The sequence below is a fragment of the Pseudomonas palmensis genome, assembly GCF_017848315.1.
Taxonomy (GTDB): domain Bacteria; phylum Pseudomonadota; class Gammaproteobacteria; order Pseudomonadales; family Pseudomonadaceae; genus Aquipseudomonas; species Aquipseudomonas palmensis.
Genome location: NZ_JAFKEC010000025.1, coordinates 1 through 26,834 on the forward strand (window position 1 = coordinate 1; position 26,834 = coordinate 26,834).

Annotated in this window: 29 protein-coding genes; 9 read left to right on the forward strand and 20 right to left on the reverse strand. The window is 66.0% G+C overall.

Translation table 11 applies throughout. The features are described from left to right. The first annotated feature begins 4 nt into the window (after positions 1–4). Complete coding sequence (locus JZZ72_RS14705) at positions 5–910, forward strand: DMT family transporter (protein ID WP_210014654.1); 906 nt, start codon at positions 5–7, stop codon at positions 908–910. Here JZZ72_RS14705 and JZZ72_RS27835 read toward each other — a convergent pair. The 5 genes from JZZ72_RS27835 to JZZ72_RS14730 are packed head-to-tail and all read right to left on the reverse strand — an operon-like array spanning position 840 to position 5,511. Continuing rightward, the gene (locus tag JZZ72_RS27835) at positions 840–1,913 is read right to left on the reverse strand and encodes a DUF6708 domain-containing protein (protein ID WP_052504270.1); all 1,074 of its coding nucleotides are present in this window, start codon (positions 1,911–1,913) and stop codon (positions 840–842) included. The two genes, JZZ72_RS14705 and JZZ72_RS27835, sit on opposite strands and share 71 nt — an antisense overlap. Positions 1,914–1,917: 4 nt before the next feature. Next, positions 1,918–2,229 carry a hypothetical protein gene (locus tag JZZ72_RS14715; RefSeq protein ID WP_043861876.1) on the reverse strand — a complete coding sequence of 104 codons (312 nt, stop codon included), beginning with the start codon at positions 2,227–2,229 and terminating at the stop codon, positions 1,918–1,920. Positions 2,230–2,257: 28 nt separating this feature from the next. Then, complete coding sequence (locus JZZ72_RS14720; RefSeq protein ID WP_210014644.1) at positions 2,258–3,055, reverse strand: nucleotidyltransferase domain-containing protein; 798 nt, start codon at positions 3,053–3,055, stop codon at positions 2,258–2,260. Positions 3,056–3,105: 50 nt separating this feature from the next. Further along, positions 3,106–4,320 (reverse strand): RtcB family protein, encoded by a 1,215-nt coding sequence (locus tag JZZ72_RS14725; RefSeq protein ID WP_100634145.1) that lies wholly within the window; start codon positions 4,318–4,320, stop codon positions 3,106–3,108. A 45-nt stretch (positions 4,321–4,365) separates the two neighbouring features. Then, positions 4,366–5,511 carry a slipin family protein gene (locus JZZ72_RS14730; protein ID WP_043861878.1) on the reverse strand — a complete coding sequence of 382 codons (1,146 nt, stop codon included), beginning with the start codon at positions 5,509–5,511 and terminating at the stop codon, positions 4,366–4,368. Between the two features lie 611 nt (positions 5,512–6,122). Here JZZ72_RS14730 and rtcR point away from each other — a divergent pair. Together rtcR and JZZ72_RS14740 are read left to right on the forward strand one after the other, a co-directional pair. Then, positions 6,123–7,706, forward strand: coding sequence for an RNA repair transcriptional activator RtcR (rtcR, locus tag JZZ72_RS14735; RefSeq protein ID WP_043861879.1), 1,584 nt, complete (start codon positions 6,123–6,125; stop codon positions 7,704–7,706). An 85-nt stretch (positions 7,707–7,791) separates the two neighbouring features. After that, positions 7,792–8,877 (forward strand): alpha/beta hydrolase, encoded by a 1,086-nt coding sequence (locus tag JZZ72_RS14740; RefSeq protein ID WP_177333013.1) that lies wholly within the window; start codon positions 7,792–7,794, stop codon positions 8,875–8,877. A gap of 243 nt (positions 8,878–9,120) precedes the next feature. Here JZZ72_RS14740 and JZZ72_RS14745 read toward each other — a convergent pair whose 3' ends face one another. From JZZ72_RS14745 to JZZ72_RS14755, 3 genes are read right to left on the reverse strand one after another with little or no spacing between them, the layout of a single operon-like run. Continuing rightward, the gene (locus tag JZZ72_RS14745; RefSeq protein WP_043861881.1) at positions 9,121–10,329 is read right to left on the reverse strand and encodes an SGNH/GDSL hydrolase family protein; all 1,209 of its coding nucleotides are present in this window, start codon (positions 10,327–10,329) and stop codon (positions 9,121–9,123) included. Positions 10,330–10,331: 2 nt separating this feature from the next. Next, complete coding sequence (locus JZZ72_RS14750) at positions 10,332–11,498, reverse strand: SGNH/GDSL hydrolase family protein (protein WP_210014645.1); 1,167 nt, start codon at positions 11,496–11,498, stop codon at positions 10,332–10,334. Continuing rightward, complete coding sequence (locus JZZ72_RS14755) at positions 11,485–12,888, reverse strand: MBOAT family O-acyltransferase (RefSeq protein ID WP_238596467.1); 1,404 nt, start codon at positions 12,886–12,888, stop codon at positions 11,485–11,487. Before JZZ72_RS14755 ends, JZZ72_RS14750 begins: the two co-directional genes overlap by 14 nt. Positions 12,889–13,132: 244 nt before the next feature. Between JZZ72_RS14755 and JZZ72_RS14760 the strand changes: the two genes are divergently transcribed. From JZZ72_RS14760 to dxs, 3 genes are all read left to right on the forward strand, one after another. After that, positions 13,133–13,375: an exodeoxyribonuclease VII small subunit gene (locus tag JZZ72_RS14760; protein WP_043861884.1), complete on the forward strand. Its 243-nt coding sequence runs from the start codon at positions 13,133–13,135 to the stop codon at positions 13,373–13,375. After that, the gene (locus tag JZZ72_RS14765) at positions 13,372–14,259 is read left to right on the forward strand and encodes a polyprenyl synthetase family protein (RefSeq protein WP_210014646.1); all 888 of its coding nucleotides are present in this window, start codon (positions 13,372–13,374) and stop codon (positions 14,257–14,259) included. Before JZZ72_RS14760 ends, JZZ72_RS14765 begins: the two co-directional genes overlap by 4 nt. Before the next feature lie 152 nt (positions 14,260–14,411). Next, positions 14,412–16,310 (forward strand): 1-deoxy-D-xylulose-5-phosphate synthase, encoded by a 1,899-nt coding sequence (gene dxs / locus JZZ72_RS14770; protein ID WP_054916420.1) that lies wholly within the window; start codon positions 14,412–14,414, stop codon positions 16,308–16,310. A gap of 62 nt (positions 16,311–16,372) precedes the next feature. Here dxs and JZZ72_RS14775 read toward each other — a convergent pair whose 3' ends face one another. From JZZ72_RS14775 to nrdR, 11 genes are all read right to left on the reverse strand, one after another. Continuing rightward, positions 16,373–16,792, reverse strand: coding sequence for a hypothetical protein (locus tag JZZ72_RS14775; RefSeq protein ID WP_043861887.1), 420 nt, complete (start codon positions 16,790–16,792; stop codon positions 16,373–16,375). Further along, complete coding sequence (gene ribA / locus JZZ72_RS14780) at positions 16,789–17,406, reverse strand: GTP cyclohydrolase II (protein WP_043861888.1); 618 nt, start codon at positions 17,404–17,406, stop codon at positions 16,789–16,791. The genes JZZ72_RS14775 and ribA overlap by 4 nt, the downstream gene beginning before the upstream one ends. A gap of 68 nt (positions 17,407–17,474) precedes the next feature. Beyond that, complete coding sequence (locus tag JZZ72_RS14785; RefSeq protein WP_078481663.1) at positions 17,475–18,269, reverse strand: substrate-binding periplasmic protein; 795 nt, start codon at positions 18,267–18,269, stop codon at positions 17,475–17,477. Between the two features lie 13 nt (positions 18,270–18,282). Continuing rightward, positions 18,283–18,786, reverse strand: coding sequence for a phosphatidylglycerophosphatase A family protein (locus tag JZZ72_RS14790; RefSeq protein WP_043861890.1), 504 nt, complete (start codon positions 18,784–18,786; stop codon positions 18,283–18,285). Between the two features lie 9 nt (positions 18,787–18,795). Beyond that, on the reverse strand, positions 18,796–19,749 hold the full coding sequence (thiL, locus tag JZZ72_RS14795) for a thiamine-phosphate kinase (protein WP_100634157.1): 954 nt from the start codon (positions 19,747–19,749) through the stop codon (positions 18,796–18,798). Positions 19,750–19,767: 18 nt separating this feature from the next. After that, positions 19,768–20,268, reverse strand: a complete 501-nt coding sequence (gene nusB / locus JZZ72_RS14800; protein ID WP_043861892.1) for a transcription antitermination factor NusB — start codon at positions 20,266–20,268, stop codon at positions 19,768–19,770. Then, entirely contained in the window at positions 20,265–20,741 is a 477-nt protein-coding gene (gene ribH / locus JZZ72_RS14805) for a 6,7-dimethyl-8-ribityllumazine synthase (RefSeq protein WP_043861893.1), read from the reverse strand. Before ribH ends, nusB begins: the two co-directional genes overlap by 4 nt. Before the next feature lie 90 nt (positions 20,742–20,831). Continuing rightward, a complete protein-coding gene (gene ribBA, locus JZZ72_RS14810) occupies positions 20,832–21,923 on the reverse strand; it encodes a bifunctional 3,4-dihydroxy-2-butanone-4-phosphate synthase/GTP cyclohydrolase II (protein ID WP_043861894.1) in 1,092 nt (363 codons plus the stop codon). A gap of 18 nt (positions 21,924–21,941) precedes the next feature. Then, on the reverse strand, positions 21,942–22,604 hold the full coding sequence (locus JZZ72_RS14815; RefSeq protein WP_043861895.1) for a riboflavin synthase: 663 nt from the start codon (positions 22,602–22,604) through the stop codon (positions 21,942–21,944). A 43-nt stretch (positions 22,605–22,647) separates the two neighbouring features. Further along, positions 22,648–23,784: a bifunctional diaminohydroxyphosphoribosylaminopyrimidine deaminase/5-amino-6-(5-phosphoribosylamino)uracil reductase RibD gene (gene ribD, locus JZZ72_RS14820; protein WP_210014647.1), complete on the reverse strand. Its 1,137-nt coding sequence runs from the start codon at positions 23,782–23,784 to the stop codon at positions 22,648–22,650. Next, entirely contained in the window at positions 23,781–24,245 is a 465-nt protein-coding gene (gene nrdR, locus JZZ72_RS14825; protein WP_043861897.1) for a transcriptional regulator NrdR, read from the reverse strand. Before nrdR ends, ribD begins: the two co-directional genes overlap by 4 nt. Before the next feature lie 108 nt (positions 24,246–24,353). On the opposite strand from nrdR, the gene JZZ72_RS14830 reads away from it, so the two are divergent. From JZZ72_RS14830 to trxA, 3 genes are read left to right on the forward strand one after another with little or no spacing between them, the layout of a single operon-like run. Next, positions 24,354–24,800 (forward strand): YbaY family lipoprotein, encoded by a 447-nt coding sequence (locus JZZ72_RS14830; RefSeq protein ID WP_043861898.1) that lies wholly within the window; start codon positions 24,354–24,356, stop codon positions 24,798–24,800. Then, on the forward strand, positions 24,797–25,459 hold the full coding sequence (locus JZZ72_RS14835) for a class I SAM-dependent methyltransferase (protein ID WP_054916423.1): 663 nt from the start codon (positions 24,797–24,799) through the stop codon (positions 25,457–25,459). The genes JZZ72_RS14830 and JZZ72_RS14835 overlap by 4 nt, the downstream gene beginning before the upstream one ends. 31 nt (positions 25,460–25,490) lie before the next feature. Beyond that, positions 25,491–26,363, forward strand: coding sequence for a thioredoxin (gene trxA / locus JZZ72_RS14840; protein WP_210014648.1), 873 nt, complete (start codon positions 25,491–25,493; stop codon positions 26,361–26,363). A gap of 79 nt (positions 26,364–26,442) precedes the next feature. Here trxA and JZZ72_RS14845 read toward each other — a convergent pair whose 3' ends face one another. After that, positions 26,443–26,787: a hypothetical protein gene (locus JZZ72_RS14845; protein ID WP_058541935.1), complete on the reverse strand. Its 345-nt coding sequence runs from the start codon at positions 26,785–26,787 to the stop codon at positions 26,443–26,445. Between the last annotated feature and the right edge of the window lie 47 nt (positions 26,788–26,834).

Consider the following 26,834-nt stretch of genomic DNA (forward strand, 5'->3'; position numbering starts at 1 on the left):
CCCCATGACCCGCCCCAGCTCACTGAAAATTGCCTGCGCCGTACTCTTCGTGCTGCTGTGCTGGGCCTACTCGCCCACCGGCATCCGCCTGGGCTTGCAGGGCTATGCGCCCACGCATCTGGCGCTGGCGCGCTTTATCGTGGCGTCGCTGTTCATGGCGGTCATCGCGCTGCTGCGCGGCATCGCCCTGCCCCGGCTCAGGGACGTGCCCACCCTGCTGTTGCTTGGCCTGTTCGCGGTCAGCCTGCACCATGTGGCCATCAACTACGGCCAGCGTGGGGTCAGCGCCGGGGCGGCCAGTGTGCTGGCGCAGTCCACGCCGCTGTTCAGCCTGCTGATCGCGCACTGGGTGTTCAAGCAGGTGGCCGGGGCCTGGCATTGGGGCTGCCTGCTGCTGGGCATGGCCGGCGCGGTGATCGTGGTGGCCGGCGATCGCGGGCTCGGTCAGTTCGACCCGCACGGGTTGCTGATTCTGGTGGCGGCATTGTCGTGGAGCATCTATTTCGCCCTGCAGAAACACCACGGCCACCGCTACGACGCGCTGACCATCACCTGCTACACCGTATGGTCGGGCACTGCATTGCTGATGGTGTACCTGCCGGGGCTGCTCGACGACCTGGGCCACGCGCCGTCCCAGGCCAACACTGCGGTGCTGGTGCTGGGGGTATTCCCCAGCGCGCTGGCCTACCTGGCCTGGGCCTGGGTACTGCGCCACTGCGAGGTCACCCGGGTGACCCTGGCGCTGTACCTGATACCCGCCTTCGCCATGCTGATCGCCGCAGCGCTGCTGGGCGAGCGGCCCTCGGCTTCGGTGATGCTGGGCGGGCCGTTGGTGCTGATCAGCGTGCTGGCGCTGAACCTGAGGCCGCCTCGGCTGCCGGTTCAGCCGGGTCGCCAAACTTCACATTGAAGTAGTCGAGCAGGGTCTGGCCACGACGCAAGGTACTGCGCACCTCTTCGCTCTGCGCCAGCAGTTCGGCGCTGGGCCTGGCATGCTGTTCAGCCGGCAGCGGCGTCGACCACGCCTTCACCTCAGGAGGTATGCCCGCCTTGGGCCGGTTGTTGACCCAGTGCGAGATATGGCACGGCAAGGTCCAGCCGCCGAAGGCCTGCACAAACAGAAAGCCAAACCAGTGCTGCCACCACGGGAAGTTGTCGCGATAGCCCTGGCGGGCCATGTGGAAGAACGCCACGGTGCCCTCCTCGAACTCTTCATCGGGCGCTGGCGGCAGGCTCGCCGGGCCCTCTTCCATGTACACCCGGATCGCTTCCCATTCGGCAATCGCCGCGCCCAGGTGGCCGCTGGGCACGTTGATCCACAGCACATTGCCGGTGTCGGCCTGACGCAGGCAGAACATCAGGTTGAAGGCGGGCAGCACGGCGTACTCGGTGACGGTGCGCCCCGCGCTGACGCAGGCGATCACCGACTCCCACGGCACGAAGATCGGCGCCGCGCCCCGGGTGGGCACGAACGCCACCTCGCGGCGCTGGCGGTTGAAGCGTATCGGCGGGTGAATCGTCACCTCGCGCATCACCCGCCAGAACATCCCCGCATACAGCAACGACAGGCAGGCGATGAAGCCCCAGATGAACCCGTTGGCCATGAAGTCGGCGAAGGTGCTCCAGAACGGCTCCACATGGCGGCGTGCCCAGGAGCCGAGCAAGGCAGTGAGCATGAAACAGGTAACCACGCCCATCACCGAGGCGATGCCGCAGCGCGCCATGAACTCGAAGTTGCCCTGGCCGATGGCAAAGTCCAGGTACACCTCGTTGGATTCGCGGTGCAGGTTGCGGCTGCTGTAGGCCGGCATGCCGGTGGGGATCGGCAGGGGCGAGAGGTAGACGATCTCGGTGCCGGCCACCCGCTCGAAGTCACCGGCGTGGGGCAGGCGTTCGTATTTGCTGTCGGTCATCGAGCTATTCCTCTTCCAGCGTCAATGGCCGCGCCATGTCTTTGATCCAGTGCCACAGGATGTAGAAGATGGGGCTTGCGCAGCAGACACCGATCAACAGCAGCCCGACAGCATTGTTGAGCAGCTGGCGCGGGTTGCACTCCAGGGGGCCGCTGTTGCCCTTGCCCATGCGCACACAGCCATGCTCCGGATAGGCCATGACATAGGCGCCCCAGGCAAACAGCGCGGCCAGCAGGGCGAACAGCAGCATCAGGCCCACCTCGGTATCGCGATTGCCCAGGCGCTCCCAGCGTTGCGCCAGCCGCAGGTTCAGCATGCGTCGACATCCTTGTTCATACAGGCTCCTATGAAAAACGGCGCACAGTATCACGCAAATAGTCGTCGAGCAGTTTTACATCGCCGTGGGGCCTGGGCAGTGCCGGAGCGGCTCCCCCTCGTGCCAGCTCGCTCTCGATGAACTGGTGCAGCAGTACGCGGCGAGGCCCGTAATCGGCTTCGCTGGCGATGCGCTTGACGCGAAGCAGCTCGTCCAGGTCGGCCAGCAGCAGCGGGTCGTGCAGGGTCGCCTCCACCAGTTGGGCGAACGCGGTGGGCGGCATGCCCAGGCCCTGTTCGATCCAGCGCACCGCCAGCAACGGGCGCAATACGTAGAGGTACTTCTTCAGGCACACCTCTTCGCCCTGCAGGTAGATGCGAAAGTTCTTGGTAGCCATCGACAGGTAGTGGTGAAACGCCGCCTGCGGCGAATGGAACTGCCTGGCCAGGCCGCGCAAGGCTTGCAGCGCCCCCGGCTCGGCGCGGTACACCAGCGGCGAGTCGAGCCATTCGAGCAGGGTCGGGTTGGCATTGCGCAGCAGGCGCAGGGTCTTGCGCAGCTCCCAGCCACTGATGTCGAGTTCGTCGGTGAGCGGGCGCTCGATCACGTCGCGTGGCTCGTCGATGCGCAGGTACCAGTCCTGGCGGTGCACGTAGATGAAGCGCACGTCGAAGTCGCTGTCGGTGGAGGCAAAACCCCAGGCGCGGCTGCCGGATTCGCAGGCGTAGAGCACGCGCACGTCATGCTCGCGCTCGATGCGTTGCAGTTCTTCGAGTACCCAGCTGCGCATCGCACTGGGCAGGGGGTGACGGTCTTCCATGTTCATGTTCGAATCCTCGTTGTACCCCTTCGCCGGCACGGCCGGCGAAGAGGCCATCAGCCTTTCACACACACCACCTGACGCAACGTGTGCACCACTTCCACCAGCTCGCGCTGCGCCGCCATCACCGCATCGATGTCCTTGTAGGCCATCGGGATCTCGTCGATCACGTCCTTGTCCTTGCGGCACTCCACGTGCGCGGTGGCGCGTACCTGGTCCTCAAGGGTGAAGGCCTGTTTGGCCCGGGTACGGCTCATGATCCGCCCGGCACCGTGGCTGCAGGAGCAGAACGATTCCTCGTTGCCCAGGCCGCGCACGATGAAACTCTTGGCGCCCATCGAGCCCGGAATGATCCCCAACTGGCCCTTCTGCGCCGACACCGCGCCCTTGCGCGTCACCAGGATCTCCTGGCCGAAGTGCTGCTCTTTCTGCACGTAGTTGTGGTGGCAGTTGACCCCCTGCAGGTTGGCCTCGAACGGCTTGCGGATGACCTGGCGCGTTGCCTCGATCACCGCGTGCATCATCAGCGCACGGTTCTGCCGGGCAAAGTCCTGGGCCCACTCCACCGCCTGGACGTAGTCGTCGAAATGTCGGCTGCCTTCCTCGAAATACGCCAGTTCCTTGTCCGGCAGGTTGGCGATGTGCTGGCGCATGTCGGCCTTGGCCAGCTCGATGAACAGGTTGCCGATGGCATTGCCCACGCCCCGCGAGCCGCTGTGCAGCATGAACCACACGCGGTCGGCCTCATCCAGGCACACCTCGATGAAGTGGTTGCCGCCGCCCAGGGTGCCCAGGTGCTGGCGATTGTTGGTCTTCTGCAGTTGCGGGTACTTGTCGGTGATCGCCTTGAAACGCCCGGCCAGGGCCGACCACGCCTGATCGGCGGCGGTCGGTACGTGGTTCCACGCGCCCTGGTCGCGCCGGCCGAAGGTCTTGCCGTGGGGCACTGCCTTCTCGATGGCGCTGCGCAGCCCTTGCAGGTTGTCGGGCAGGTCGGCCGCCACCAGCGAGGTGCGCGCCGCGATCATGCCGCAGCCGATGTCCACGCCCACCGCCGCCGGGATGATCGCGCCCAGGGTAGGGATCACGCTGCCAATGGTCGAGCCCTTGCCCACGTGCACATCGGGCATCACGGCCAGGTGCTTGAAGATGAACGGCAGGCGCGCGGTGTTCATCAGTTGCTGGCGTGCGTCCTCGTCCACCGGCACGCCCTGGGTCCAGAGCTTGATCGGTTTGCCGTTGGCCACTTCGAGGATGTTCATGTGTTTCATCTCAATTGTCCTTGTAGCCCGCCAGGCCCGAAGGCCTGGCAGGTGTCATGCGGTTTTCAGGCTGACCAGCCCATTCAACACCTGATCCAGCCCGCCGAATACCGAAATCCGGTCGATGCGCTCGGCCACCCGCTCCAGGGTTTCCAGCTCCTTCAGGCGCAGGGCCGTCGGGTTGTCTTCCATGACCTTGGCGGTGTTGAGCAGCGAACGGGTCGCCGAGGTTTCCTCGCGGCGCCGGATCACGTTGGCCTGGGCCGCCTTCTCAGCCTCCACCACCTGCGCCAGCAGGGTCTTCATTTCACCCGGCAGGATGATGTCGCGCACGCCCAGGCCGCTGACCTCGATGCCGCTGCCCACCAGTTTCTCGGCCAGGTACTGGCTGACGGTGTCGTCGATCAGTTGCTTGTTCTCCAGCAGCTCGTCGAGGGTACGCGTGCCCACGGCCGCACGCAGGCCGAACTGCACCTCGCGGTACAGGTGCTCCAGCGGTTTGCTGAGGCTGGCGAAAGCCATCAGCACGTCGCTGTAGCGCCAGTTGGCCGCCAGGTTCAGGCGCAGGCTGACCTTGTCGCGGGTGAGGATCTCCTGGCCGCTGACCTCCAGCGACTGGATGCGCATGTCGACCATGTCGACGCTCACCTGGCGGTTGAAGCGCCAGAAGCCGTACTGACCGGCCGGCAGCAGCTCGACCACTGCGCCATCGACCTTGAGCACGCCCACATGGAAGGCCGGCACCGGCGCCAGCAGCACCGCATCCAGCCCGGCCAGGGTGCGACCGCGCAGCTTGGGCTGACCGAGCTGGCCGAGCAGGATCGGCTCCAGGCGATAGCTGTGGGTCAGGTCGATGCGCTGCAGGGTCTGCGCGCTCTGGCCCTTCCAGTACAGCTGGCGGCTGCCCGGTGGCAGCAGTTCCGCCAGTGCGCCATCCTCGAAACGCAGGCCCACTTCGTGTTCGGCCAGGTCCATGCGCTCGAAGTACTGATCCACCACCGCCGGCTCGCTCTGGCGCAGGTAGCCGGCCAGGCGGTGCTCGAAGCGCGGGGTGTTGAGGCTGAAGGTTTCCACCGTCAGCCGGTTATGCAGGTCAAAGCGCTGATGCACGCCCGGTTCCAGGATCGACACGAAGTCGCCCTCGCAGAACAGCAGGCCGCGTTCGTTCTTTTTCACGATGAAGCGCTTGAGCAGTTTCATTCTGTATTTCCCTTTCAATGAATTCCGTGGTGCCGGTGCTGCCGGTACGCCGAGCGCTGCAGGTGGGGCCCGGGGGGAGGTGCACGCGTCGGGACATCAGAGTCCTTTGCCGACCGAGTCCTTCGGTCCGACGTTGCGCCTTGCCCAGGGCCCGGCCAGCAGGCCGGGCGTACCAGCGGTGGCGGGGGCGTCCTTCGCGACAGTCAGCCATCCTGGCTGCAAGTGCGTTGCCCTCGCCTCACCGGCGGGTGTTACGGGTACAGCTACCGTGGAGGGTATGTAACGAGTTCTAGGCTCGTTGGCGGCCCCATCCGGGGTTGCGCCAGCGACCGGTCGTTGCGGCGGCGGCATGCACGACACCAACACCAGGGGTGGGCTCGTGCACCGGTGGGGTTGTGAACCCCGACCCGTTGGCCTGCTTGGCGATGCGGTCGAAAGCGTTATTGCGAGGGGCGTGCCAGGTTTCGTCAAAGCGCTAGAATTTATTTTCAACTCATTGATTTATAAGTGTTTTATTTTCATCTTCGTTAAATCAACCTGCGCACCGGGCAAATGCTTGAGGGCTTTTATGTATACTTTTATCTCTTCATTTATCCAAAAAGATAAACAGCATGCACAAGCGCAGCGTTGCCATCGGCTTCATCGGTACCACCCTCGACCGCAACGGAAAGGGTGCCGCGCGCTGGAACAAGTGGCGGCCCACCGTCGCGCTGTGCCAGCAGCCTGATCTTTCGATCGACCGCCTGGAGCTGATTCACGGCAAGAGCGAACGTGATCTGGGCCTGGCCGAGCGCCTGCGCGAGGATGTACTCAGCGTGTCGCCCCACACCGAGGTGCGCCTGCACCGCTTGGCTCTGCACAACCCGTGGGATTTCGAAGAGATGTACGGCGCGCTGCATGACTTCGCCAGCAGCTACCACTTCGACACCGAGCACGAGGACTACCTGGTGCACATCACCACCGGCACCCACGTTGCGCAGATCTGCTGGTTTCTGCTGACCGAGGCGCGCTACCTGCCGGCGCGACTGGTACAGACCTCGCCGGCGCGCGGCAAGGAAGAAGAGCGTGACCCGGCCGGCACCAGCACGCTGATCGACCTCGACCTGTCGCGCTATGACCACATCGCTTCGCGCTTTCAGCGCGAGCAGGCGCACAGCCTGGCGTTTCTCAAGGCCGGCATCGCCACGCGCAACGTGGCGTTCAACCACTCCATCGAGCAGATCGAGCGCGTCGCCCTGCGCTCAACCGCCCCGATGCTGCTGGTGGGGCCGACCGGTGCCGGCAAGTCGTTCCTGGCCCGGCGCATCCATGAACTCAAGCGCACGCGCCACCAGCTGGAGGGCCGCTTCGTCGAAGTGAACTGCGCCACGCTGCGCGGCGACGGCGCCATGTCGAGCCTGTTCGGGCATATCAAGGGCGCCTTCACGGGAGCACAGAACGCCCGCGACGGCCTGCTGCGCGCCGCCGACGGCGGCATGCTGTTTCTCGACGAAATCGGCGAACTGGGCGCCGACGAACAGGCCATGCTGCTCAAGGCCATCGAAGAGAAGCGCTTCTTCCCGATGGGCGCAGACAACGAGGTGCAAAGCGACTTCCAGCTGATCGCCGGCACCCACCGTGACCTGCGCAAGCAGGTGGCCGAAGGGCTGTTTCGCGAAGACCTGTATGCGCGCATCAACCTGTGGACCTTCGAACTGCCGGGGCTGGCCGGGCGGCGCGAAGACATCGAGCCGAACATCGATTTCGAACTGCAGCGCCACGCCCGCGAACAGGGCCGCAACGTGCGCTTCAACCTTGAAGCCAAGCGCCAGTACCTGGCGTTCGCCCATTCACCGCAAGCACGCTGGGCCGGCAACTTTCGCGAGCTGTCGGCCTCGATCACGCGCATGGCGACCCTGGCCGACAGCGGACGCATCGACGAGCCCCTGGTCAGCGAAGAGATCACCCGGCTGCAACGGGCCTGGGGGGTTGCCGCGCCCACCGAGCCGTTGCTTGAAGGGCGTGAGCTGGACCTGTTCGACCGCCTGCAACTGGAGGCCGTGCTGCGGGTGTGTCGCGATGCCCGCTCGCTGTCCGACGCAGGGCGCCAGCTGTTTGCGGTGTCGCGCCAGGACAAGGAAAAACCCAACGATGCCGACCGCCTGCGCAAATACCTGGCGCGCTTCGAACTGGACTGGAACCAGCTGCGCAGCTGAGCTGCCATGCTAGAATCCGCGCCCCGGCCGTATTGGCCGGCACACTTTCCCTTCCACCGAAAAAGGACTCTCGGTCTTGTCGTTCATGACATCTCCTCGTCTGCACTTTGCCACCCTCAGCCTGTTCACCGCCCTGAGCCTTACCGCCACCGCCAGCTTCGCCGACGAAGACGAGGCCGTTGCCAAGGGCCGCTGGCAGGGCCTGGCCGGCATGGCCAACCTCTACCTGAACGATGCCGACGCACAGGAATTCATCGATGCCGGCGACAAGGAGAAAAGCGAGCACGACAACATGGCTGGCGCCCTGGCCTATTACCTGACGGCCGCACGCCTGGACCCGAAGAACGCCTATGCGTCCTACCAGGCCGGCGCCGCCCTGGCCTCGATGGAGAAGTTCGATCTGGCTGGCGACCTGCTCGACCAGGCCCGCGAGCGCGGTTTCTGGCAGGCCGTGATCCTGCGTGACGACGACGAGCTGGAGAGCATGAAGGACGCACCGGCCTACAAGAAACTGCTGCAGAGCGCCGAGGCCAACTACGCCAAACAGGCCAAGGATGCCGGTGCGGCGGCGTTCAGCATCCCCGAAGGCAAGGCCCCGGCCGGCGGCTGGCCGGTAGTGGTGTGGTTGTCCGGCTACGGCACCGAAGGCAGCAAGGGCATTCGCATGCGTGAAGAGCTGGTGGGCGAACGCGCCGTACTGGTGGGCGTGAACGGCACGCTCAAGCGCGACGAGGGCCAGTTCATGTGGCAGCAACACTCGGTCGAGCCGACCGAGAAAGCCGTGGCGGCCGCGCTCAAGGCCCTGGAAAAGCAGACCCGCATCGACCGCTCGAACGTGGCGCTGATCGGCTTTTCCCAGGGCGCCGAACATGCGGCGCACCTGATCGCCGAATACCCGCAGCATTACAGCGGCGCGGTACTGCTGTCGCCGGGCGGCTTTCGCATTCCATTCGCCGTGCAGAAGGCCAAGGACAAGCGCATCGTGATCGTGCACGGCGCCAAGGAGCATTCGAGCAACCTGGAACTGACCGCAACCACGCAGAAGGCGTTCGAAGGCAGCAACCCGGTGCAAAGCCACGAACACCCGGCCGGGCACACCTTCCAGGATGACTGGGAAACGGCGTATCGCGGGTACCTCGATTACGCGTTGGGGCTGACCCCGGCGGGCTGACTACAGCGCGGCTTTCGCCAGCAAGGCCGGCTCCTGCAGGGTTGGGATAAACGGCAGGAGTCAGCCATGCTGACGAAGAACCCTTCGAGATCTGTCCAAAAGTCCTACAGCAGGCCCCAAAAAACCATTCTATGCTTGCACCTGAGTTCGACGCCCCTGTGGCTCGAAGCTGGGGGGCTGTTATCGATGCACCGGGGCGCCGCAAGCCAATCCCGACACCGATACAGCCCCTCTTTTTTTGCCTCAGCGCAGCCCCAACTGCCCACGCAGGTAGTCATACAGCCCCGACGCACTCTTGCGATAGCCATCAGCCGTCAGGTGCACCAGGTCGCCTCGCGCCAGCCCCTCTGCCTGCCACCGCGCAATCGAGCACTCCCCGCCCATGTAGGCCTGCCAGTCCCAGAACAGCACGTTGGCCTGGCGTGCCACCTGGCGCTGGATCTGCACCACCTGCGGCAACGACTGCGGGCGCCGCGTCGCGCAGGTGCGCGCGCCACGCTGCTTGATCGAGTCCGAAGGCCCCACCAGCAGGATCACCGCCCGTGGCTGCACCCGCTTGAGCTGGGCCACGGTACGGCGCAACTGGTCACGGTACTTGGCCATGTCCAGGGTGTTGTCGAACGCTTCGTTGGTGCCATAGGCCAGAATGATCAGGTCCGGGCGCAGGGCCTTGAGGTTTTCCTGCCAGCCAGCCTGCCATTTGTCCTGCACCTCCAGCCGCGCACCGTTGATGCCCAGGGCCGAATAGGTCACCCCGGCGTTCTTCTGGCCCTGGATGTACCAGCCACCCAGCACCGTGCCCGGGTGGGCATTCAGGCTCATGTCCACCGGCAGGCTGATGCTGTTGAGCGGCGGGCTGAAGCGCCACTGCCCGTTGCTTGCGGCCAGCATCACGCGGCGCGCCGCGTTCTGCCCGCCACGGGCGGTAAGGCTGCTGTTCTCCCGCGCCTGGTACAGGGCCGAGATACGGTAGCGCTGGGCACTGGGTTCGCGCGCCTCCAGGCGCACGCTCGGGTTCGCCGCCAGCGGTACCGACAGGTAGCCCCCCAGCGGGAACTGGGTGCTTTGCTGGTTGCGCGCCGACACCAGCTCCCACTGGCGCCTGGCCGTCTTGAGGATCAGGTTGTCGTAGCGCGTGCCAGGTACCGGTGTCGCCGCCACAAAGCCTATGCCGCCATCGCCGTACTGCGACTGCAGCAGGCGACGCATCTCGCCGCTGAACAGGTCGGCGGCAGTGTGCGAATCTCCGAATTGCACGATATTGACCGGTGTGCGACTGGAGGTGCGCAGCTTGCCGGCCAGCACCGCAAGGTTGCCGTCACGGCTGCCGGTCGCCTTCTGCTGCACGGCGAGGGGGCGCGCGGCCGGCGCGTTGACCGCCGCCACCGGGCTGCAGCCCGGCAGTGCGCAGATAAGCGCCGCCAGCACCAGGATGTTGTGCGCTCGGCGCATGCTCAGTGTCCCGTTACGGTCAGGCCCGGGAAGGCGATCATCGACAGTACCTGCTCGGCGATCAGCTTCTGGCCCGTGGTGGTGAAGTGGATGCCGTCGTCGACACGGGTCTTGACCCGTTTGCCCTGGCTGTTCTGCAGGGTATAGGAGAACTCGTCGGCCTGGTAACCGAGCACGCCGTTGGCCGACACGTAATGCTGCTGGTACAGCTGCGCCTGGCTTTCATATAGCCCGCTGAGATAGGCCATGGCCGTCGACAACCTGGGCTTTTGCATGTTGGGCGGGCCGACCCAGATAACCTGCACATTGTGAGCGCGGGCCTCGTCCAGGATCCGGTCGATGCGCTTGCGGTACAGCGCCTCCCACTCAGGCGATTTGAAACGCAGGAACGGCTTGCCCTTGGACTCGGGCATGTCCCACGGGTCGTTCGGGCCCAGGAACACCACCATCAGGCGGATGTTGGGGTGATTCTGCAGCGTGTCGGACACCGTCTGCGGCCAGTTGAAAAAACCGGGGTACGCCAGGCCCGTGCTCTGGCGGCTGAGGTTGACGCTCTTGATCTGGTAGCGCTTGAGCAAGGTGTTGGCCAGGTGCGGCGCCACGCCCTGCATCAGCGAGTCGCCCACCAGGAACACTTCGTCGCCAGCCGCCAGGCTCACGGCCTTGGGCGGCTGCCCCGGCACCAGCGGTTGCGCCGCCACCTTGACCGGTTGCGCGGCGGGCGCCTGCGCCACAACCGGCGGCACTGTCGCTGGCTGCACTGCAGTGGGCCTGGCCGCAGGTGTCGGCGCCATCACCGGTACCTTGGCAGGCGCCGGCGCCTTGGCATGCGGCTGCGCCAGGTCGACCAGCACCACCGGCATACTGGGCGGCAGCTCGACCGTCGGCATGCCCTCGGCCTGGGCCAGCAGGGTCTGGCGCTCCAGGCTGTCGATGAAGCTACTGCGCGCATCCCCCAGGGCCTGGGTCAGGTTGCCGCCCAGGCGCCACGCCTGGCTCTGCCCTACCCAGGGCAGCTCGCAGCTCTGGTGATACTTCTGCTGGCAGTACAGGCTGATGGAGTTCTGGTTCAGCCAGAACAGCAGCAAGGTGGTGACCAGGATCGCGTACAGCACCTTGGCCGCGCCCATTTGCGTCTTGAACAGCTGACCGGTACTAGAAGCTTGCATAGATGAACCCCGGCACGCCCGATTGCGAAGCGAAGATGACCAACGACACGAACAGCCCCAGCGGGATCGGGTAGAGCTGCCAGGGCAGCCGGCTGCTGGCGGCAAAACCCTGGCGCAGCAGCGCCAGCACCTGCGGGTACACCGCGATGTACAGCACGCAGCCCAGCAACAGCAGGCCGGTGGTGCTCAACAGCCCGCCCAGGCTCAGGCCGGCGATGCCGCCGAGCATGTCCAGCGCATCATCCAGGCTCGCGCAGCGAAAGAAGATCCAGGCGAAGGCGACGTAGTGGAAGGTCAGCAGGCGCGCCAGCACATCCGCGCCCGGCCAGCGCATCGGTTGTGGCAGCACGTAGGTGGAGGCCTTGTACAGCGCCAGCCCCACGCCATGCAGCGCACCCCAGATGATGAAGTTGAGGCTCGCGCCGTGCCACAGGCCGGAAACCAGCATCGCCAGCAGCATGTTCAGGTTGCCGCGCCACACGCCCTGGCGGTTGCCGCCCAGCGGGATGTACACGTAGTCGCGAATGAAGGTCGACAGGCTGATGTGCCAGCGCCCCCAGAACTCCTTGAGGTTGCGGGCCGCGTAGGGCGCATTGAAGTTGGCCGGCAGGCGAAAGCCCAGCAGCAGCGCCACGCCGGTCACCAGGTTGGTGTAGCCGCTGAAGTTCAGGTAGATCAGCAGGCTGTAGCCGTACACGCTCAGCAGCAGTTGCTCGGCGCTGAAGCCGCTTGGGGTCTCGAACACCGGGTCGACCCACTCGCTGCCCAGCCAGGCACTGAAGAAGAACAGCTTGACCACCGCCAGCGCAATCAGCCCCAGCGCCCGCTGCGGCTCCAGCACCTGGCGGATCTGCGCCGGGCGAATCTGCGGCAGCATGTGCGCGGCGCGGTTGACCGGGCCGGCCACCAGGCTGGGGAAGAAGGCCAGGTACAGGGCCAGGTCCAGCGGCGCGGCCGGGGCCATTTCACCGCGGTTGATCGACACCAGGTAGCTGACCGAATGGAAGGTGTAGAACGACAGCCCGATCGGCAGCAGCACCTCCAGCACCGGCAGCGAGACGTCCAGGCCCAGGTCGGCCAGCGCGGCCTGCACACCCCCCACGAAGAATTCCTGGTACTTGAAGACATAGAAGCAGCCCAGCACCAGCAGCAACACCATCAGGTAGGTGAAGCGCCGTCCGGGATGTCGCGCGCTGAACAGCCCCAGCAGGTAGACCAGCAGGGTGTAGCCGAGCAGGATGTACAGCGAATCGAGGCTGAAGCTTGCGACCAGCGCATAGCTGCCCGCCAGCAGCAGGACGTTCTGCAGGCGAACGCTCCAGCAAAGGCTCCAGTAGACCGCGAAAAACAGAGTGAAGCAGAGGCCGAACTCGATCGAAAGAAAGCTCACAACGTAGTCCATTACGCGACATGGAAGGGGGGACCCTGACCCGGATACAACCCGCGGCGCAGAGCGGGCGCGATTATGGCAGACAGCAGTGAGCCCCCACAATGCAAGCGGTGCAGGAAAATCAAGCCTGTTCCCACGGCATTTATGCAACAGAATGCGACGAAAGATCACAGGCGCTGATTTGCTCCCCCTGCCCTGCTCTGCTAGTGTCGCGCCGTTCAAACCGCCACCAGAGACAGCCGCCATGGCCCGAAAAAAAGCTGCCATTGACTTCGAGCAATCCCTTGCCGACCTGCAAGCGCTGGTCGAACGCCTGGAGAACGGCGAACTGTCGCTGGAAGACTCGCTGACCGCCTTCGAGCAAGGCATCGGCCTGACCCGCGATTGCCAGAGCGCCCTGACCCAGGCCGAGCAGAAGGTCCAGGTGCTGCTGGAGCGCGACGGCGAGTTGCGCGCCGAGCCGTTCGACGCGGAACAGCCGGAATGATCGCCGCCTACCAGGCCCGTTGCCAGGCCCAGGTGGATGCCGCGCTGGAAACCCTGTTCCACGCCCCCTCGAGCGAACTCGAGCGCCTGTATGCCGCCATGCGCTACAGCGTGATGAACGGCGGCAAGCGGGTACGCCCGCTGCTGGCCTATGCCGCCTGCGAGGCGCTGGGTGGCGCCAGCAGCGATGCCGACGGCGCCGCCTGCGCAGTCGAGCTGATCCACGCCTATTCGCTGGTGCATGACGACCTGCCGGCAATGGACGACGACGACCTGCGTCGCGGCCAGCCCACCACCCACAAGAAATTCGACGAGGCCTGCGCGATCCTGGCCGGCGACGGCTTGCAGAGCCTGGCCTTCAGCGCCCTGCTCGACCCGCGCCTGAGCCCGCAGGGCGATGCCATTCGCCTGGCCATGGTGCAGGCCGTGGCCCAGGGCGCCGGCCCCGCCGGCATGGTCGGTGGCCAGGCCATCGACCTGGGCTCGGTGGGGCTCAAGCTCGATCAGACCGCGCTGGAATACATGCACCGGCACAAGACCGGCGCGCTGATCGAAACCAGCGTCAAGGTCGGCGCCCTGGCCAGCGCGCGGGCCGATGCCCAGACGCTTGCGGCCTTGCAGCAGTATGCCCAGGCCATCGGCCTGGCGTTCCAGGTGCAGGACGACATCCTGGATGTCGAGAGCGATACCGCGACCCTGGGCAAGCGCCAGGGCGCAGATATCGCCCGCGACAAGCCGACCTACCCGGCATTGCTGGGGCTCGAAGCCGCCAAGGCCTACGCGCTGGAACTGCGCGACCAGGCGCTGGCAGCGCTGGCTGGGTTCGATGACAAGGCCGAGCCGCTGCGGGCGTTGGCGCGGTACATCGTCGAACGCCGCAGCTGACCGCAGCGGCCCTTCGCCGGCAATGCCGGCTCCTGCATCGAACCCTGTAGGAGCCGGCATTGCCGGCGAAACGCGCACCACATACCTCAATGGGCAGCCTTCACCGCAATAAGGTAAACTGCCGCCTCATCACACCTATAACGATTCGCCTGATGCCCACGACGTTTCAAGAGATCCCCCGCGAACGCCCGGTCACGCCGCTGCTTGACCGTGCCGATACGCCAGCCGGCCTGCGTCGTCTGGCCGAAGCCGACCTGGAGAAACTGGCCGACGAACTGCGCCAGGAGCTGCTCTATAGCGTCGGCCAGACCGGCGGGCACTTCGGTGCCGGCCTGGGCGTCATCGAACTGACGATCGCCCTGCACTACGTCTTCGACACCCCGGACGACCGGCTGGTGTGGGACGTGGGCCACCAGGCGTATCCGCACAAGATCCTCACGGGTCGGCGCGAACGCATGCACAGCCTGCGTCAGAAGGACGGCCTGGCCGCCTTCCCGCGCCGCGTCGAGAGCGAGTACGACACCTTTGGCGTCGGGCACTCCAGCACCTCGATCAGCGCCGCGCTGGGCATGGCCATAGCCGCCCGCCTGCAGAACCAGGCACGCAAGTCGATTGCAGTGATCGGTGACGGCGCGCTCACCGCCGGCATGGCCTTCGAGGCGTTGAACCACGCCCAGGAAGTCAACGCCGACATGCTGGTGATCCTCAACGACAACGACATGTCGATTTCGCGCAATGTCGGCGGCCTGTCCAACTACCTGGCCAAGATCCTCTCCAGCCGCACCTATGCAAGCATGCGCGAGGGCAGCAAGAAGGTGCTGTCGCGCCTGCCCGGCGCCTGGGAGATCGCCCGCCGCACCGAGGAGTATGCCAAGGGCATGCTGGTGCCCGGCACGCTGTTCGAAGAGCTGGGCTGGAACTACATCGGCCCCATCGACGGCCACGACCTGCCTACCCTGATCGCCACCCTGCGCAACATGCGCGACCTCAAGGGGCCGCAGTTCCTGCACGTGGTGACCAAGAAGGGCAAGGGTTTCGCCCCGGCCGAGGTCGACCCGATCGGCTACCACGCGATCACCAAGCTCGAACCGCTGGACGCCCCGGCCACCGCGCCGAAAAAGGCCGCCGGGCCGAAGTACTCGGCGGTGTTCGGCCAGTGGCTGTGCGACATGGCCGCCGCCGACCAGCGCCTGGTGGGCATCACCCCTGCCATGAAGGAAGGCTCGGACCTGGTGGCGTTCAGCGAACGCTACCCCGAGCGCTACTTCGACGTGGCGATTGCCGAGCAGCACGCGGTGACGCTGGCGGCGGGCATGGCCTGCGAGGGCGCCAAGCCGGTGGTGGCGATCTATTCGACCTTCCTGCAGCGCGCCTACGACCAGTTGATCCATGACGTGGCGGTGCAGAACCTCGACGTGCTGTTCGCCATCGACCGCGCCGGCCTGGTGGGCGAAGACGGCCCGACCCACGCCGGCAGCTTCGACCTGTCGTTCCTGCGCTGCATCCCCGGCATGCTGGTGATGACCCCCAGCGACGAGAACGAGCTGCGCAAGATGCTCAGCACCGGGCACCTGTACAACGGCCCTGCCGCCGTGCGCTACCCGCGTGGCAGCGGGCCGAACGCGACGATCGACGGCGACCTTGAGCCGCTGGAGATCGGCAAGGGCGTGATTCGCCGCCAGGGCAGCAAGGTCGCCCTGCTGGTGTTCGGTGTGCAACTGGCCGAAGCGCTGAAGGTGGCCGAAAACCTGGATGCCACCGTGGTCGACATGCGTTTCGTCAAGCCGCTGGATGAAGCGCTGGTGCGCGAGCTGGCCGGCAGCCATGAACTGCTGGTGACCATCGAAGAGAACGCCATCATGGGCGGCGCCGGCTCTGCGGTCAGCGAGTTCCTGAGCGCTGAAGGCGTGCTCAAGCCGATGCTGCACCTGGGCTTGCCGGATGTGTACGTCGAGCATGCCAAGCCGGCGCAGATGCTGGCCGAATGCGGGCTGGATGCTGCCGGGATCGAGGCTTCGGTGCGTCAGCGGATGCAACTGCTGGGCCTTTAGACCCTTTCGCCAGCCAGGCTTGCTCCTGCCTGCAGGAGCCAGCCTGGCTGGCGAAGGGCGCATCAGCCCAGCTGACGCGGTACCCGGTACAGGTAAAGGATCACCACGCTGGCGATGGCCAGCAGAATCTGCGGCACTCCCTCCAGGCCCACGAACACCGACAGTGCGGCCACCCACGCCGGCAGGCAGGCAAACAGCATCGACACACGGCGAACCCGCGCCAGCTCTATCCAGGCCGCCGGCTCTTCAGCGCTGTTCAGCGCCTTTTCAGTGGCAATCAATGCACGCTTGTAGGCGCTGAAACGCGGCAGGCTGAAGAACATCGAGGCCAGCCCGGCCAGAAACACCGGCATCACCAGCAGCGGGACACGCGCCACACTGCCTCCGAACGCCCAGCCGAACACCAGCAGCGGCGCCAGGGCAATCGCGAAGAACTGCCACCAGGCGAACGCCAGCCGCCGCTTGACCTGGCCGCGGGTCACGCCCGACCGGCCTCGCCCTGGTGCTCGTTGCCCATCATGTGGCCGAGCTTGCCGGCCTTGGTGGCCAGGTAGTGCTTGTTGTGCGGATTGTGCCCGGTGTGCAGCGGCACGCGCTCGGCTACCGCAATGCCCATGGCGGTGAGGGCTTTTACCTTGCGCGGGTTGTTGGTCATCAGGCGCAATGACGTGACACCCAGGTGCTCGAGCATCGGCTGGCACATGGCGTAGTCACGCTGGTCGGCGGCAAAGCCCAGGCGCTCGTTGGCCTCGACGGTGTCGGCGCCGCCGTCCTGCAGTTCGTAGGCGCGAATCTTGTTCAGCAGGCCGATGCCACGACCCTCCTGACGCAGATACAGCAGCACGCCACGGCCTTCGCGGGCGATGGCCTGCAGAGCGGCCTCCAGCTGCGAACCACAGTCGCAGCGCTGGCTGAACAGCGCATCGCCGGTCAGGCATTCGGAATGCAGGCGCCCCAGTACCGGCTCGCCATCGGCTACATCACCCAGGCTGAGCACAACGTGCTCGCGGCCGGTGGCTTCGTCGAGAAAACCATGCATGGTGAACGTGGCAAAGGGGGTGGGCAGCTTGGAAGCGGCAACAAAGACGACGGGCACCTTGTGCTCCTGATCAATAACGTGAAATTTGATGTGCGCCGATTGTAACAGCAGCGTAAGGCGGGTGCTTAGGCTGAATTCTTGGGCAAACAGATCGAGAAGTTAGATGCTGGCACGTGCGCCCTGCCCGGAATCGGGAACGGATACGGCTGCTGCCAGCGCTCGAAGATCTCGCGCAATTCGCCGCTGGCGATCAGTTCGTCCATGCGCCGATCGAACAGCGCCCGGAGCGCACAGGCCTGCTCGGTCCTGGCAAAGGCCAGGTACAACGGTAACTCGGCGATGTGGGTGCGGCGGAACCGGGCCTTGTCACGGGCCTGGTTGTACACGTAGTCCACCTCGGTCTGGGCATCGATGTAGAAGTCCACGCGCTTGAGTTCGAGCATCGGCAGGATGCCGTCGCGCCGCTGCACCTCGCGAAACTCCTTCACATCGGGCAGGTAGCGCTGGTACTCGTAGCCACGCACCCAGGAGAGCTTGTAGCGGCCGATGGTGGCGGCGCTCGGCACCGGCAGGCTGGCCAGGCCCAGGGCGTAGATATGGTCCTGGTCGAAGGCGTTGCGCGGGTAGAGGTAGTCGTTGCTTTCCTGCTCGTAGGAGCCGACCCAGGCATCGGCCTCGGCGCGCTTGACCAGGCCCACGGCGCGGCTGTAGGGCACGCTGATGGCGAGCACCTTGACCCCCGCCGGCTCGAACACCTTGCGCAGCACGTCCCAGGCCATGCCGCGCCCTTCGACGTCGGTGTAGTCCGGCCAGATCTCGCTGGCCAGGCGCACCTCCTGCGGCAACGCGGTCGGCTCGCCAGCCCAGGCGATGCCGCCACCCAGCGCCAACACCAGCAGCAACACTCGCCATGCGCGCATCAGGCCACTCCCTTCAGGTGAAACTCCACACCAGCGCCTGCATGCCCAACCAGGCGAACACGCCGGCCAGCACGTCATCGAACATGATGCCGAAACCGCCATGCACATGCCGGTCGATCCAGCGGATCGGCCACGGCTTGAGTATGTCGAAGAAGCGGAACATCAGAAAGCCTGCCAACAACCATAGCCAACCTTCCGGTACCAGCCAGAGGGTTATCCACATGCCGACCATCTCGTCCCAGACGATGCCCTCGTGGTCATGCACGCCCAGGTCGTCGGCGACCTTGCCGCACAACCATACGCCGAACAGCATGGTCAGCCCCAGCATCAGCCAGTAGCCCCAGTCGGGCAGCATCTGCCACAGCGGGATGAACGGCACGGCCACCAGCGAACCCCAGGTGCCCGGCGCCTTGGGCAGGGTGCCGGAGCCGAAGCCGAAGGCCAGAAAATGCCAGGGGTTGCGCCAGACTGAAGGCGGCACGTTTTCTGCCGGCACCTGATTGGGGTGATCGGTCACGGTGTCTCCCTAAAAATGTTGATAACCCCGCGTGCGCGGGGTGATGTCCGCCCCGGCGTGGTCACGCAGGCTGACGCCGCTGCCCGCCTCCACCCGACCGACCACGTGCACCGGCCAGCCGGCAGCCTGCAGGCCGGCCAGGTGCGCGGGGGGCAAGGTGAAGGCAATCACGTAGTCGTCGCCACCGGTGAGCGCGGCCTGTCGCGCACCTTCCAGGCCCAGCAGGCCCTGCAGCGCCGCACCCAGCGGCAGCTGTTCGAGCGACAGCACAATCGACACGCCCGAGGCCGTGGCAATGTGTCCGCAATCGGCCAGCAGGCCATCGGAGATATCCAGCGCCGCGCTGGCCTTGCCTCGCAGCGCCTGACCCAGCGCCAGTTGCGGTGGCGGCGACCAGTAGTGCGCCAGCAGCGGCTCGGCCAGCGCCACCGCCGCCTCGCGTTCGCCAAGCACCAGCGGCAAGGCCCCGGCAGCGTTGCCCAGCTCACCGCCGACACACACCAGGTCACCAGGCCGCGCACCGCTGCGCGTCAGGGCCTGGCCGGCAGGCACGCGGCCGAACACGGTCATGGTCAGGCTCAGCGGCCCATGGGTGGTGTCCCCGCCTACCAGGCTCAGGCCGCATTGTCGGGCCATCAGGTTCAGACCCTGGGCATAGGCCTTCAACCAATCGGCGTGAACCGTCGGCAGGGTCAGGGCAAGGGTAAAGGCCACGGGGGTGGCGCCCATGGCTGCCAGGTCACTGGCAGCCACCGCCAGCGAGCGCTGGCCGAGCAGGAACGGTTCGCACACAGCCGGGAAATGCACCCCGGCCACCAGCGTGTCGGTGGACACGGCCAGTTGCTCGCCGGCCGGCAGCGCCAGCAGGGCGCAATCGTCGCCGATCCCCAGGGCGACCCCGTCGCCGGCCTGCGCACAGGGCGCGGCGGCGAAGTAGTGGCGGATCAGCTCGAATTCACCCATGGGCAGGCAGCGCCGCAATCAGCGCTTGAACGCCTTCACTTCGGCTTCGCGCAGCCGCGGTGCGAGCTTGTCGAGCACACCGTTGACGAACTTGTGCCCGTCAGTGGCGCCGTACACCTTGGCCAGCTCGATACCTTCGTTGATGACCACGCGATAAGGCACGTCGACCCGCTTGATAAGCTCCCAGGTGGACAGGCGCAGCACCGACAGCTCGACCGGATCGAGCTCTTCGAGCACGGTGTCCAGGCAAGGCGCGAGGGCCTTGTCGATTTCTTCCTTGATCGCCGGCACGCCGTGCAGGATCTCGCGGAAGTAGGCACCGTCGACATCGGTGAAATCGTTATCGACCCGGAACTGCGCTTCGATCTCGTTCAGCGAGTGCTTGGCCATGTGCCACTGGTACAGCGCCTGGGTCGCGAGCTTGCGGGCTTCGCGACGCTTGGCGCTCTTGGAGGGCTTGCCAGCATCCGCAGGTTTTGGATCGCGCGGGTTGAAACGATCGCTTTCGTCGCTAATCACTTGGCCTCCAACTGCGCCAGCAGGCTGACCATTTCCAGGGCGGACAGGGCCGCTTCGGCGCCCTTGTTGCCGGCCTTGGTGCCGGAACGCTCGATGGCCTGTTCGATCGAATCGACGGTCAGGACACCGAAGGCAACCGGCACGCCGAACTCCATGGACACCTGGGCCAGGCCCTTGGTGCATTCGCCCGCCACGTATTCGAAGTGCGGGGTGCCACCACGGATCACGGCGCCCAGGGCGATGATCGCGGCGTATTCGCTCTGCTGGGCGACCTTCTGTGCCACCAGCGGAATCTCGAACGCACCCGGTGCACGGATGATGGTGATGTCGCTTTCGCTCACGCCGTGGCGAACCAGGGCATCAACGGCACCGCTTACCAGGCTTTCGACGACGAAGCTGTTGAAGCGGCCAACCACCAAAGCATAGCGACCTTTGGGGGCAATGAAGGTACCTTCGATGGTCTTCAGGGACATTGCGGGGTTCTCATCTTAAAGAGCCAGGCCGCAACGGTGCGGCCTGTGGGAGTTTTGTTCCGGATCAACAGCGGGAAACCAGCCCCTGCTTTATTCGGAGGGCACGTATTCTACAACTTCCAGATCGAATCCGGATATCGCATTGAACTTCATTGGCGAACTCATCAGGCGCATCTTGCGTACGCCCAGGTCGCGCAGAATCTGCGAACCGGCACCCACGGTGCTGTAGGTGGTGGGTGTCTTGACCTGGCTGCTGTCGGCGCTTTCGCGGATATGCGCCAGCAGCACGTCGCCGTCCAGCGGGTGTCCGAGCAGCAGCACCACGCCGCTGCCGGCCTCTGCCACGGCGCTCATGGCGGCGCGCAGGCTCCAGCGGCCGGGCTGCTTGACCAGCAGCAGGTCGCGCAGCGGGTCCATGTTGTGCACCCGCACCAGGGTCGGTTCCTCGGCGCAGATCTTGCCCAGGGTCAGGGCCATGTGCACGTCGCCTTCGACCGAATCGCGGTAGGTCACCAGGTTGAACTGACCCAGTTCGCTGTCCAGCGGCTGCTCGGAAATCCGCTGAATGGTACGTTCGTGGATCATGCGGTAGTGGATCAGGTCGGCGATGGTGCCGATCTTGATGTTGTGCTCGGCGGCGAACACTTCCAGCTCGGCGCGACGCGACATGGTGCCGTCGTCGTTCATCACCTCGCAGATCACCCCGCTCGGCTCGAAACCGGCCATGCGCGCCAGGTCGCAGGCCGCCTCGGTGTGGCCGGCACGGGCCAGGGTACCGCCGGGCTGGGCCATCAGCGGGAAGATGTGGCCCGGGCTGACGATGTCTTCGGCCTTGGCGTCCCGGGCGGCGGCGGCCTGCACGGTGCGCGCGCGGTCGGCGGCGGAGATGCCGGTGGTGACGCCTTCGGCAGCTTCGATCGAAACGGTGAACTTGGTGCCGAAGCCCGAGCCGTTGCGCGGGGCCATCAGCGGCAGCTTGAGCAGCTCGCAGCGCTCGCGCGACATCGGCATGCAGATCAGGCCACGGGCGTGCTTGGCCATGAAGTTGATGTGTTCGGCCTTGCAGCACTCGGCGGCCATGATCAGGTCGCCTTCGTTCTCGCGGTCTTCGTCATCCATCAGGATGACCATTTTGCCCTGGCGAATGTCTTCGACCAGTTCTTCGATGCTGTTGAGCGCCACGCGGCACCCCCTTCTAAATCAGGATTTCAGGTAGCCGTTGGCGGCCAGGAAACTTTCGGTGATGCCACCCTTGCCCGGCTCGGCGGCCTTGTCGCCCAGCAGCAGACGCTCCAGGTAACGGGCCAGCAGGTCGACCTCAAGGTTAACCCGACGCCCGGTGCGGTAGTCGGCCATGATGGTTTCAGCGAGGGTGTGCGGCACGATGGTCAGCTCGAACTCGGCGCCATCGACCTGGTTGACCGTGAGGCTGGTGCCATCGACGGTGATCGAGCCCTTGTGGGCGATGTACTTGGCCAGCTCGGCCGGCGCGCGCAGGCGGAACTGGATGGCGCGGGCGTTATCGCTGCGCGAGATGACCTCGCCGACACCGTCGACGTGGCCGCTGACCAGGTGGCCGCCCAGGCGGCTGCTGGGGGTCAGGGCCTTTTCCAGGTTGACCCGGCTGCCTACCTTGAAGTCGGCAAAGGCGGTGCAGTCGAGGGTTTCGCGGCTGACGTCAGCCCAGAAACCGTCGCCAGGCAGTTCGACGGCGGTCAGGCACACGCCGTTGACGGCGATGCTGTCGCCCAGTTTCACGTCGCCCAGGTCGAGCTTGCCGGTTTCGACATACACGCGCACGTCGCCGCCTTTGGGGGTGAGTGAACGGATGCTGCCGATGGATTCGATGATGCCGGTGAACATGAGTCCTCCTTCAGAACGGGTCGCGCAAGGCGCAGGCCGCGAATTATACGCCGGGCGCAGGCACAGGAATGGCAGTGACTCGCCAGTCATCGCCTACGGCGCGCATGTCGGTGATGTTGAGGGCCTGCGCTTCGCTCATTCTGGCCAGGGGCCAATCGAGCAATGGGCGGGCACTGGAGCCGAGAAACTTGGCAGCGATGAAGAGCTGGTATTCGTCCACCAGGCCCTGTTGCGCGAAGGCACCGGCCAGGCCCGGGCCGGCCTCCACCAGCACCTCGCTGGCACCACGCCGGGCCAGTTCGCGCAGCAGCGCGGGCAGGTCGACGTGCCCGTCGGTGCCGGGCAGGCTCAGCAGGTCATGGCCGGCCTGGGCGTACTGCGCAACTGGCGCGGCGGCCGTCACCACCAGTACCGGGCCGGCCTGGAAGAAAGGCGCCGTCAGCGGCAGGCGCAGGCGCCCGTCGATGAGCACGCGCAACGGTGGGCGGGCCATCGCCAGGGCGGTGCTGTCTGCGTCCAGCCCAAGCTCGTCGGCGCGCACGGTCATGCGCGCGTTGTCGGCCAGCACGCTCTGGGCGCTGGTCAGCACCACGCTGGAGCGCGCGCGCAGACGCTGCACCGCCGAGCGTGCGGCCGGGCCGGTGATCCACTTGCTCTCGCCACTGGCCATGGCGGTGCGCCCGTCCAGGCTCATCGCCAGCTTGACCCGCACAAAGGGCAGGCCGTGTTCCATGCGCTTCAGAAAGCCCGGGTTGAGTGCGCGGGCCTCGGCCTCCAGCACACAGCTGGCAACCTCGATACCGACGTCGGCCAGGCGCTTGAGCCCCTGCCCCGCCACTTGCGGGTTGGGGTCCTGCATGGCCGCCACCACCCGCGCCACACCGGCCTTGACCAGCGCCTCGGCACATGGCGGCGTGCGCCCGTGGTGGCTGCACGGCTCCAGGGTCACATAGGCACAGGCGCCACGGGCCAGCTCGCCGGCCTGGCGCAGCGCGTGCACCTCGGCATGCGGTTCGCCGGCGCGTACGTGCCAGCCTTCGCCGACCACCTGACCGTCACGCACGATCACGCAACCGACCCGCGGGTTGGGGTGGGTGGAATAGAGACCCTTGCGCGCCAGTTCCAGCGCACGGGCCATGTAGTGGGCGTCGAGCACGTCGCGTTCGCTGGGCAGGCTCATTGCTTGGAAGGCTCGCGCGCCAGGCGGTCGATTTCTTCACGAAATTCGTCCAGGTCCTGGAAGCGGCGGTACACCGAGGCGAAGCGGATGTAGGCCACTTCGTCGAGCTTTTGCAGCTCGGCCATCACCAGTTCGCCGACGACCAGCGACTTGACCTCGCGCTCGCCGGTGGCGCGCAGCTTGTGCTTGATGTGGGCCAGCGCCGCTTCGAGGCGCTCGACGCTCACCGGGCGCTTTTCCAGCGCCCGCTGCATGCCGGCGCGCAGTTTTTCTTCGTCGAAGGGCTGGCGGCTGCCGTCGGTCTTGATCAGGCGCGGCAGCACCAGTTCGGCGGTTTCGAAGGTGGTGAAGCGCTCACCGCAGGCCACGCATTCGCGGCGACGGCGCACTTGTTCGCCCTCGGCAACCAGTCGCGAGTCGATGACCTTGGTGTCGTTGGCACCGCAGAAGGGACAGTGCATGGTGGCAGGCAACAAAAAAAGGGAGGGTCATGGTAGCGCATCCCACTGGCAAGACAAGCCAAAGCAGTTACCATCCAGTGAGGAAATATCCCCCCGAAGGAATTGATCATGCCCTTTAGAGCGCTCGTTGTGCTCAGTTTTGCCGCCCTGCTGGCCGCCTGCAGCAGCGATGAACCCAAGCCGGTGCTGGCCCCCAAGGCCCCGGTAGCGGCCAAGCAACCTGTGGCCCTGGGCCCGCTGCCGGCCTACCAGCGTGAAATCAGCGGCACCCTGCTTGGCATCCCGTCGGGCGCCGAGGTCGAGCTGGCGCTGCTGGTGGTCGACCCGCGCGGCCGCCCGCAACGCCTGCTGGCCAGCAGCAACCTGGACGCCAACGGCCAGGACCTGCCGTTCCAGCTGCGTTTCAACCCCGAGGCGTTCCCTGCCGGTGCGCGGGTGGAGCTGCGCGGGCGTGCCAGCCAGTCCGGGCAGTTGATCCTGCACCTGCAACCTGTGGCGGTCAGCAGCCCGCAAACCCAGGCCACCGGCCCGCTGCGCCTCGAAAAAGCGCCGTGACCGCGCCGATCCACCTGCAACAGGCGTTGAGCGGGCTGCTGGGGGACGCACGGCTGGTGGTCAGCGAGCTGCCGGCCTGCGACCTCAAGCTGTGGCTGATCGATGCGCACAACATGGACCGCGCGTTCAGCCCCGAGGAAACCCGGCGCATCCTGCACGAGCCGCCCTACTGGGCCTTCTGCTGGGCCAGCGGTCTGGCCATGGCGCGCTACCTGGCCGCCCGCCCCGAGTGGGTGGCCGGCAAACGCGTGCTGGACTTCGGCGCAGGCTCGGGCATTGCCGGCATCGCCGCCGCCCGCGCCGGGGCGCTTGAAGTGGTGGCCTGCGACCTCGACCCGCTGGCGCTGCAGGCAAGCCGCGCGAATGCCGCGCTCAACCAGGTGCAGTTGGGCTACTCCAGCGATTTCTTCGCCGAGGCCGACCGCTTCGACCTGGTGCTGGTGGCCGATGTGCTCTACGACCGCGCCAACCTGCCGCTGCTCGATGCGTTTCTCAGCCGCGGGCACCAGGCGCTGGTGGCCGACTCGCGGGTGCGCGACTTCCGTCACCCCCTGTACCGCCAGCTCGACACCCTGCACGCCCTGACCCTGCCAGACCTGGCCGAACCCCACGAATTCCGCCAGGTGAGCCTGTACCACGCCAGCCGCAGCGCTTTATAGTGTTGCCATTCAAGGATTTGCGAGAGTCGCGATGAGCCAGGAAACCCCGTACAACTTCAATGCCACCAGCGCCGACTTCGACCAGTCGGTGATCCAGAACTCCCACGTCAAACCCGTGCTCGTCGACTTCTGGGCCGACTGGTGCGCGCCGTGCAAGGTGCTGATGCCGCTGCTGGAGAAAATCACCGCCGAATACCGGGGTGAGCTGCTGCTGGCCAAGGTCAACTGCGATGTGGAACAGGACATTGTCGCGCGCTTCGGTATCCGCAGCCTGCCGACGGTGGTGCTGTTCAAGGATGGCCAGCCGGTCGACGGCTTTGCCGAGGCACGCCCGGAGTCGGAAATCCGCGCAATGCTCGAACCGCATGTGCAACTGCCGCCACCGGCGGCGGCCGACCCGCTGGTAGTGGCCCAGGGGCTGTTTGCCGAGGGACGCTTCAGCGAGGCCGAGGCGCTGCTCCAGGCCCTGCTGACCGAAGACAACAGCAATGCCGCGGCACTGATCCTGTATGCCCGTTGCCTGGCCGAGCGTGGCGAGCTGGGCGAAGCGCAGACCGTGCTCGATGCGGTCAAGAGCGATGAGCACAAGGCTGCACTGGCCGGTGCCAAGGCGCAGCTGACGTTCCTCAAGCAGGCCGCCAGCCTGCCGGACGTGGCCGACCTGAAGTCACGCCTGGCACAGAACGCCGAGGATGACGAGGCGGCGTATCAGCTGGCAGTGCAGCAGCTGTCGCGCCAGCAGTACGAGGCGGCGCTGGACGGGCTGCTGAAATTGTTCAAGCGCAACCGCGGGTATGAAAGCGGCCTGCCGCACAAGACCCTGCTGCAGGTGTTCGACCTGCTGGGCAACGAGCACCCGCTGGTGCTGGATTACCGCCGCAAGCTGTTTGCTGCGTTGTACTGAGGTCAACCGCCCGCTCCCACAAGGTTACCTACCCGCGCTGTGGGAGCGGGCTTGACCCGCGATGGGATCAACGCGGTGTTCAGCCGACCCAGTGATAGACCGGCGCATCCGCCCCGCTTTCCACCCTCACCTCGCTGCTATGGCGCAAACGCACCAGCAGGCGCTTGCCGGCCGCCGTATTGCCCGCCAACCCCTCCAGCGCCTCCAGCAACTGGGGCCCGTTCAACTGACCGGCCTTGCGCAACACCTCGCGCGCCGCCTGCCACACTGCATCGTCCGGGCGAACCGGCGCCGTCGGTACAGCAGCGGCAACCGCCGGCGCCCCGGCCGCATGCAACTGCCCGCCCAGCTGCGCCCACTCATGGGGCTCCAGCTCCACGCTCAAATCCACCGGCCATTCGCCGATGTGTCCACGAATACGCACGTTCGCACCCTCCACTCGATCAGGCGCCCATGCTCCCACGAAGTTTC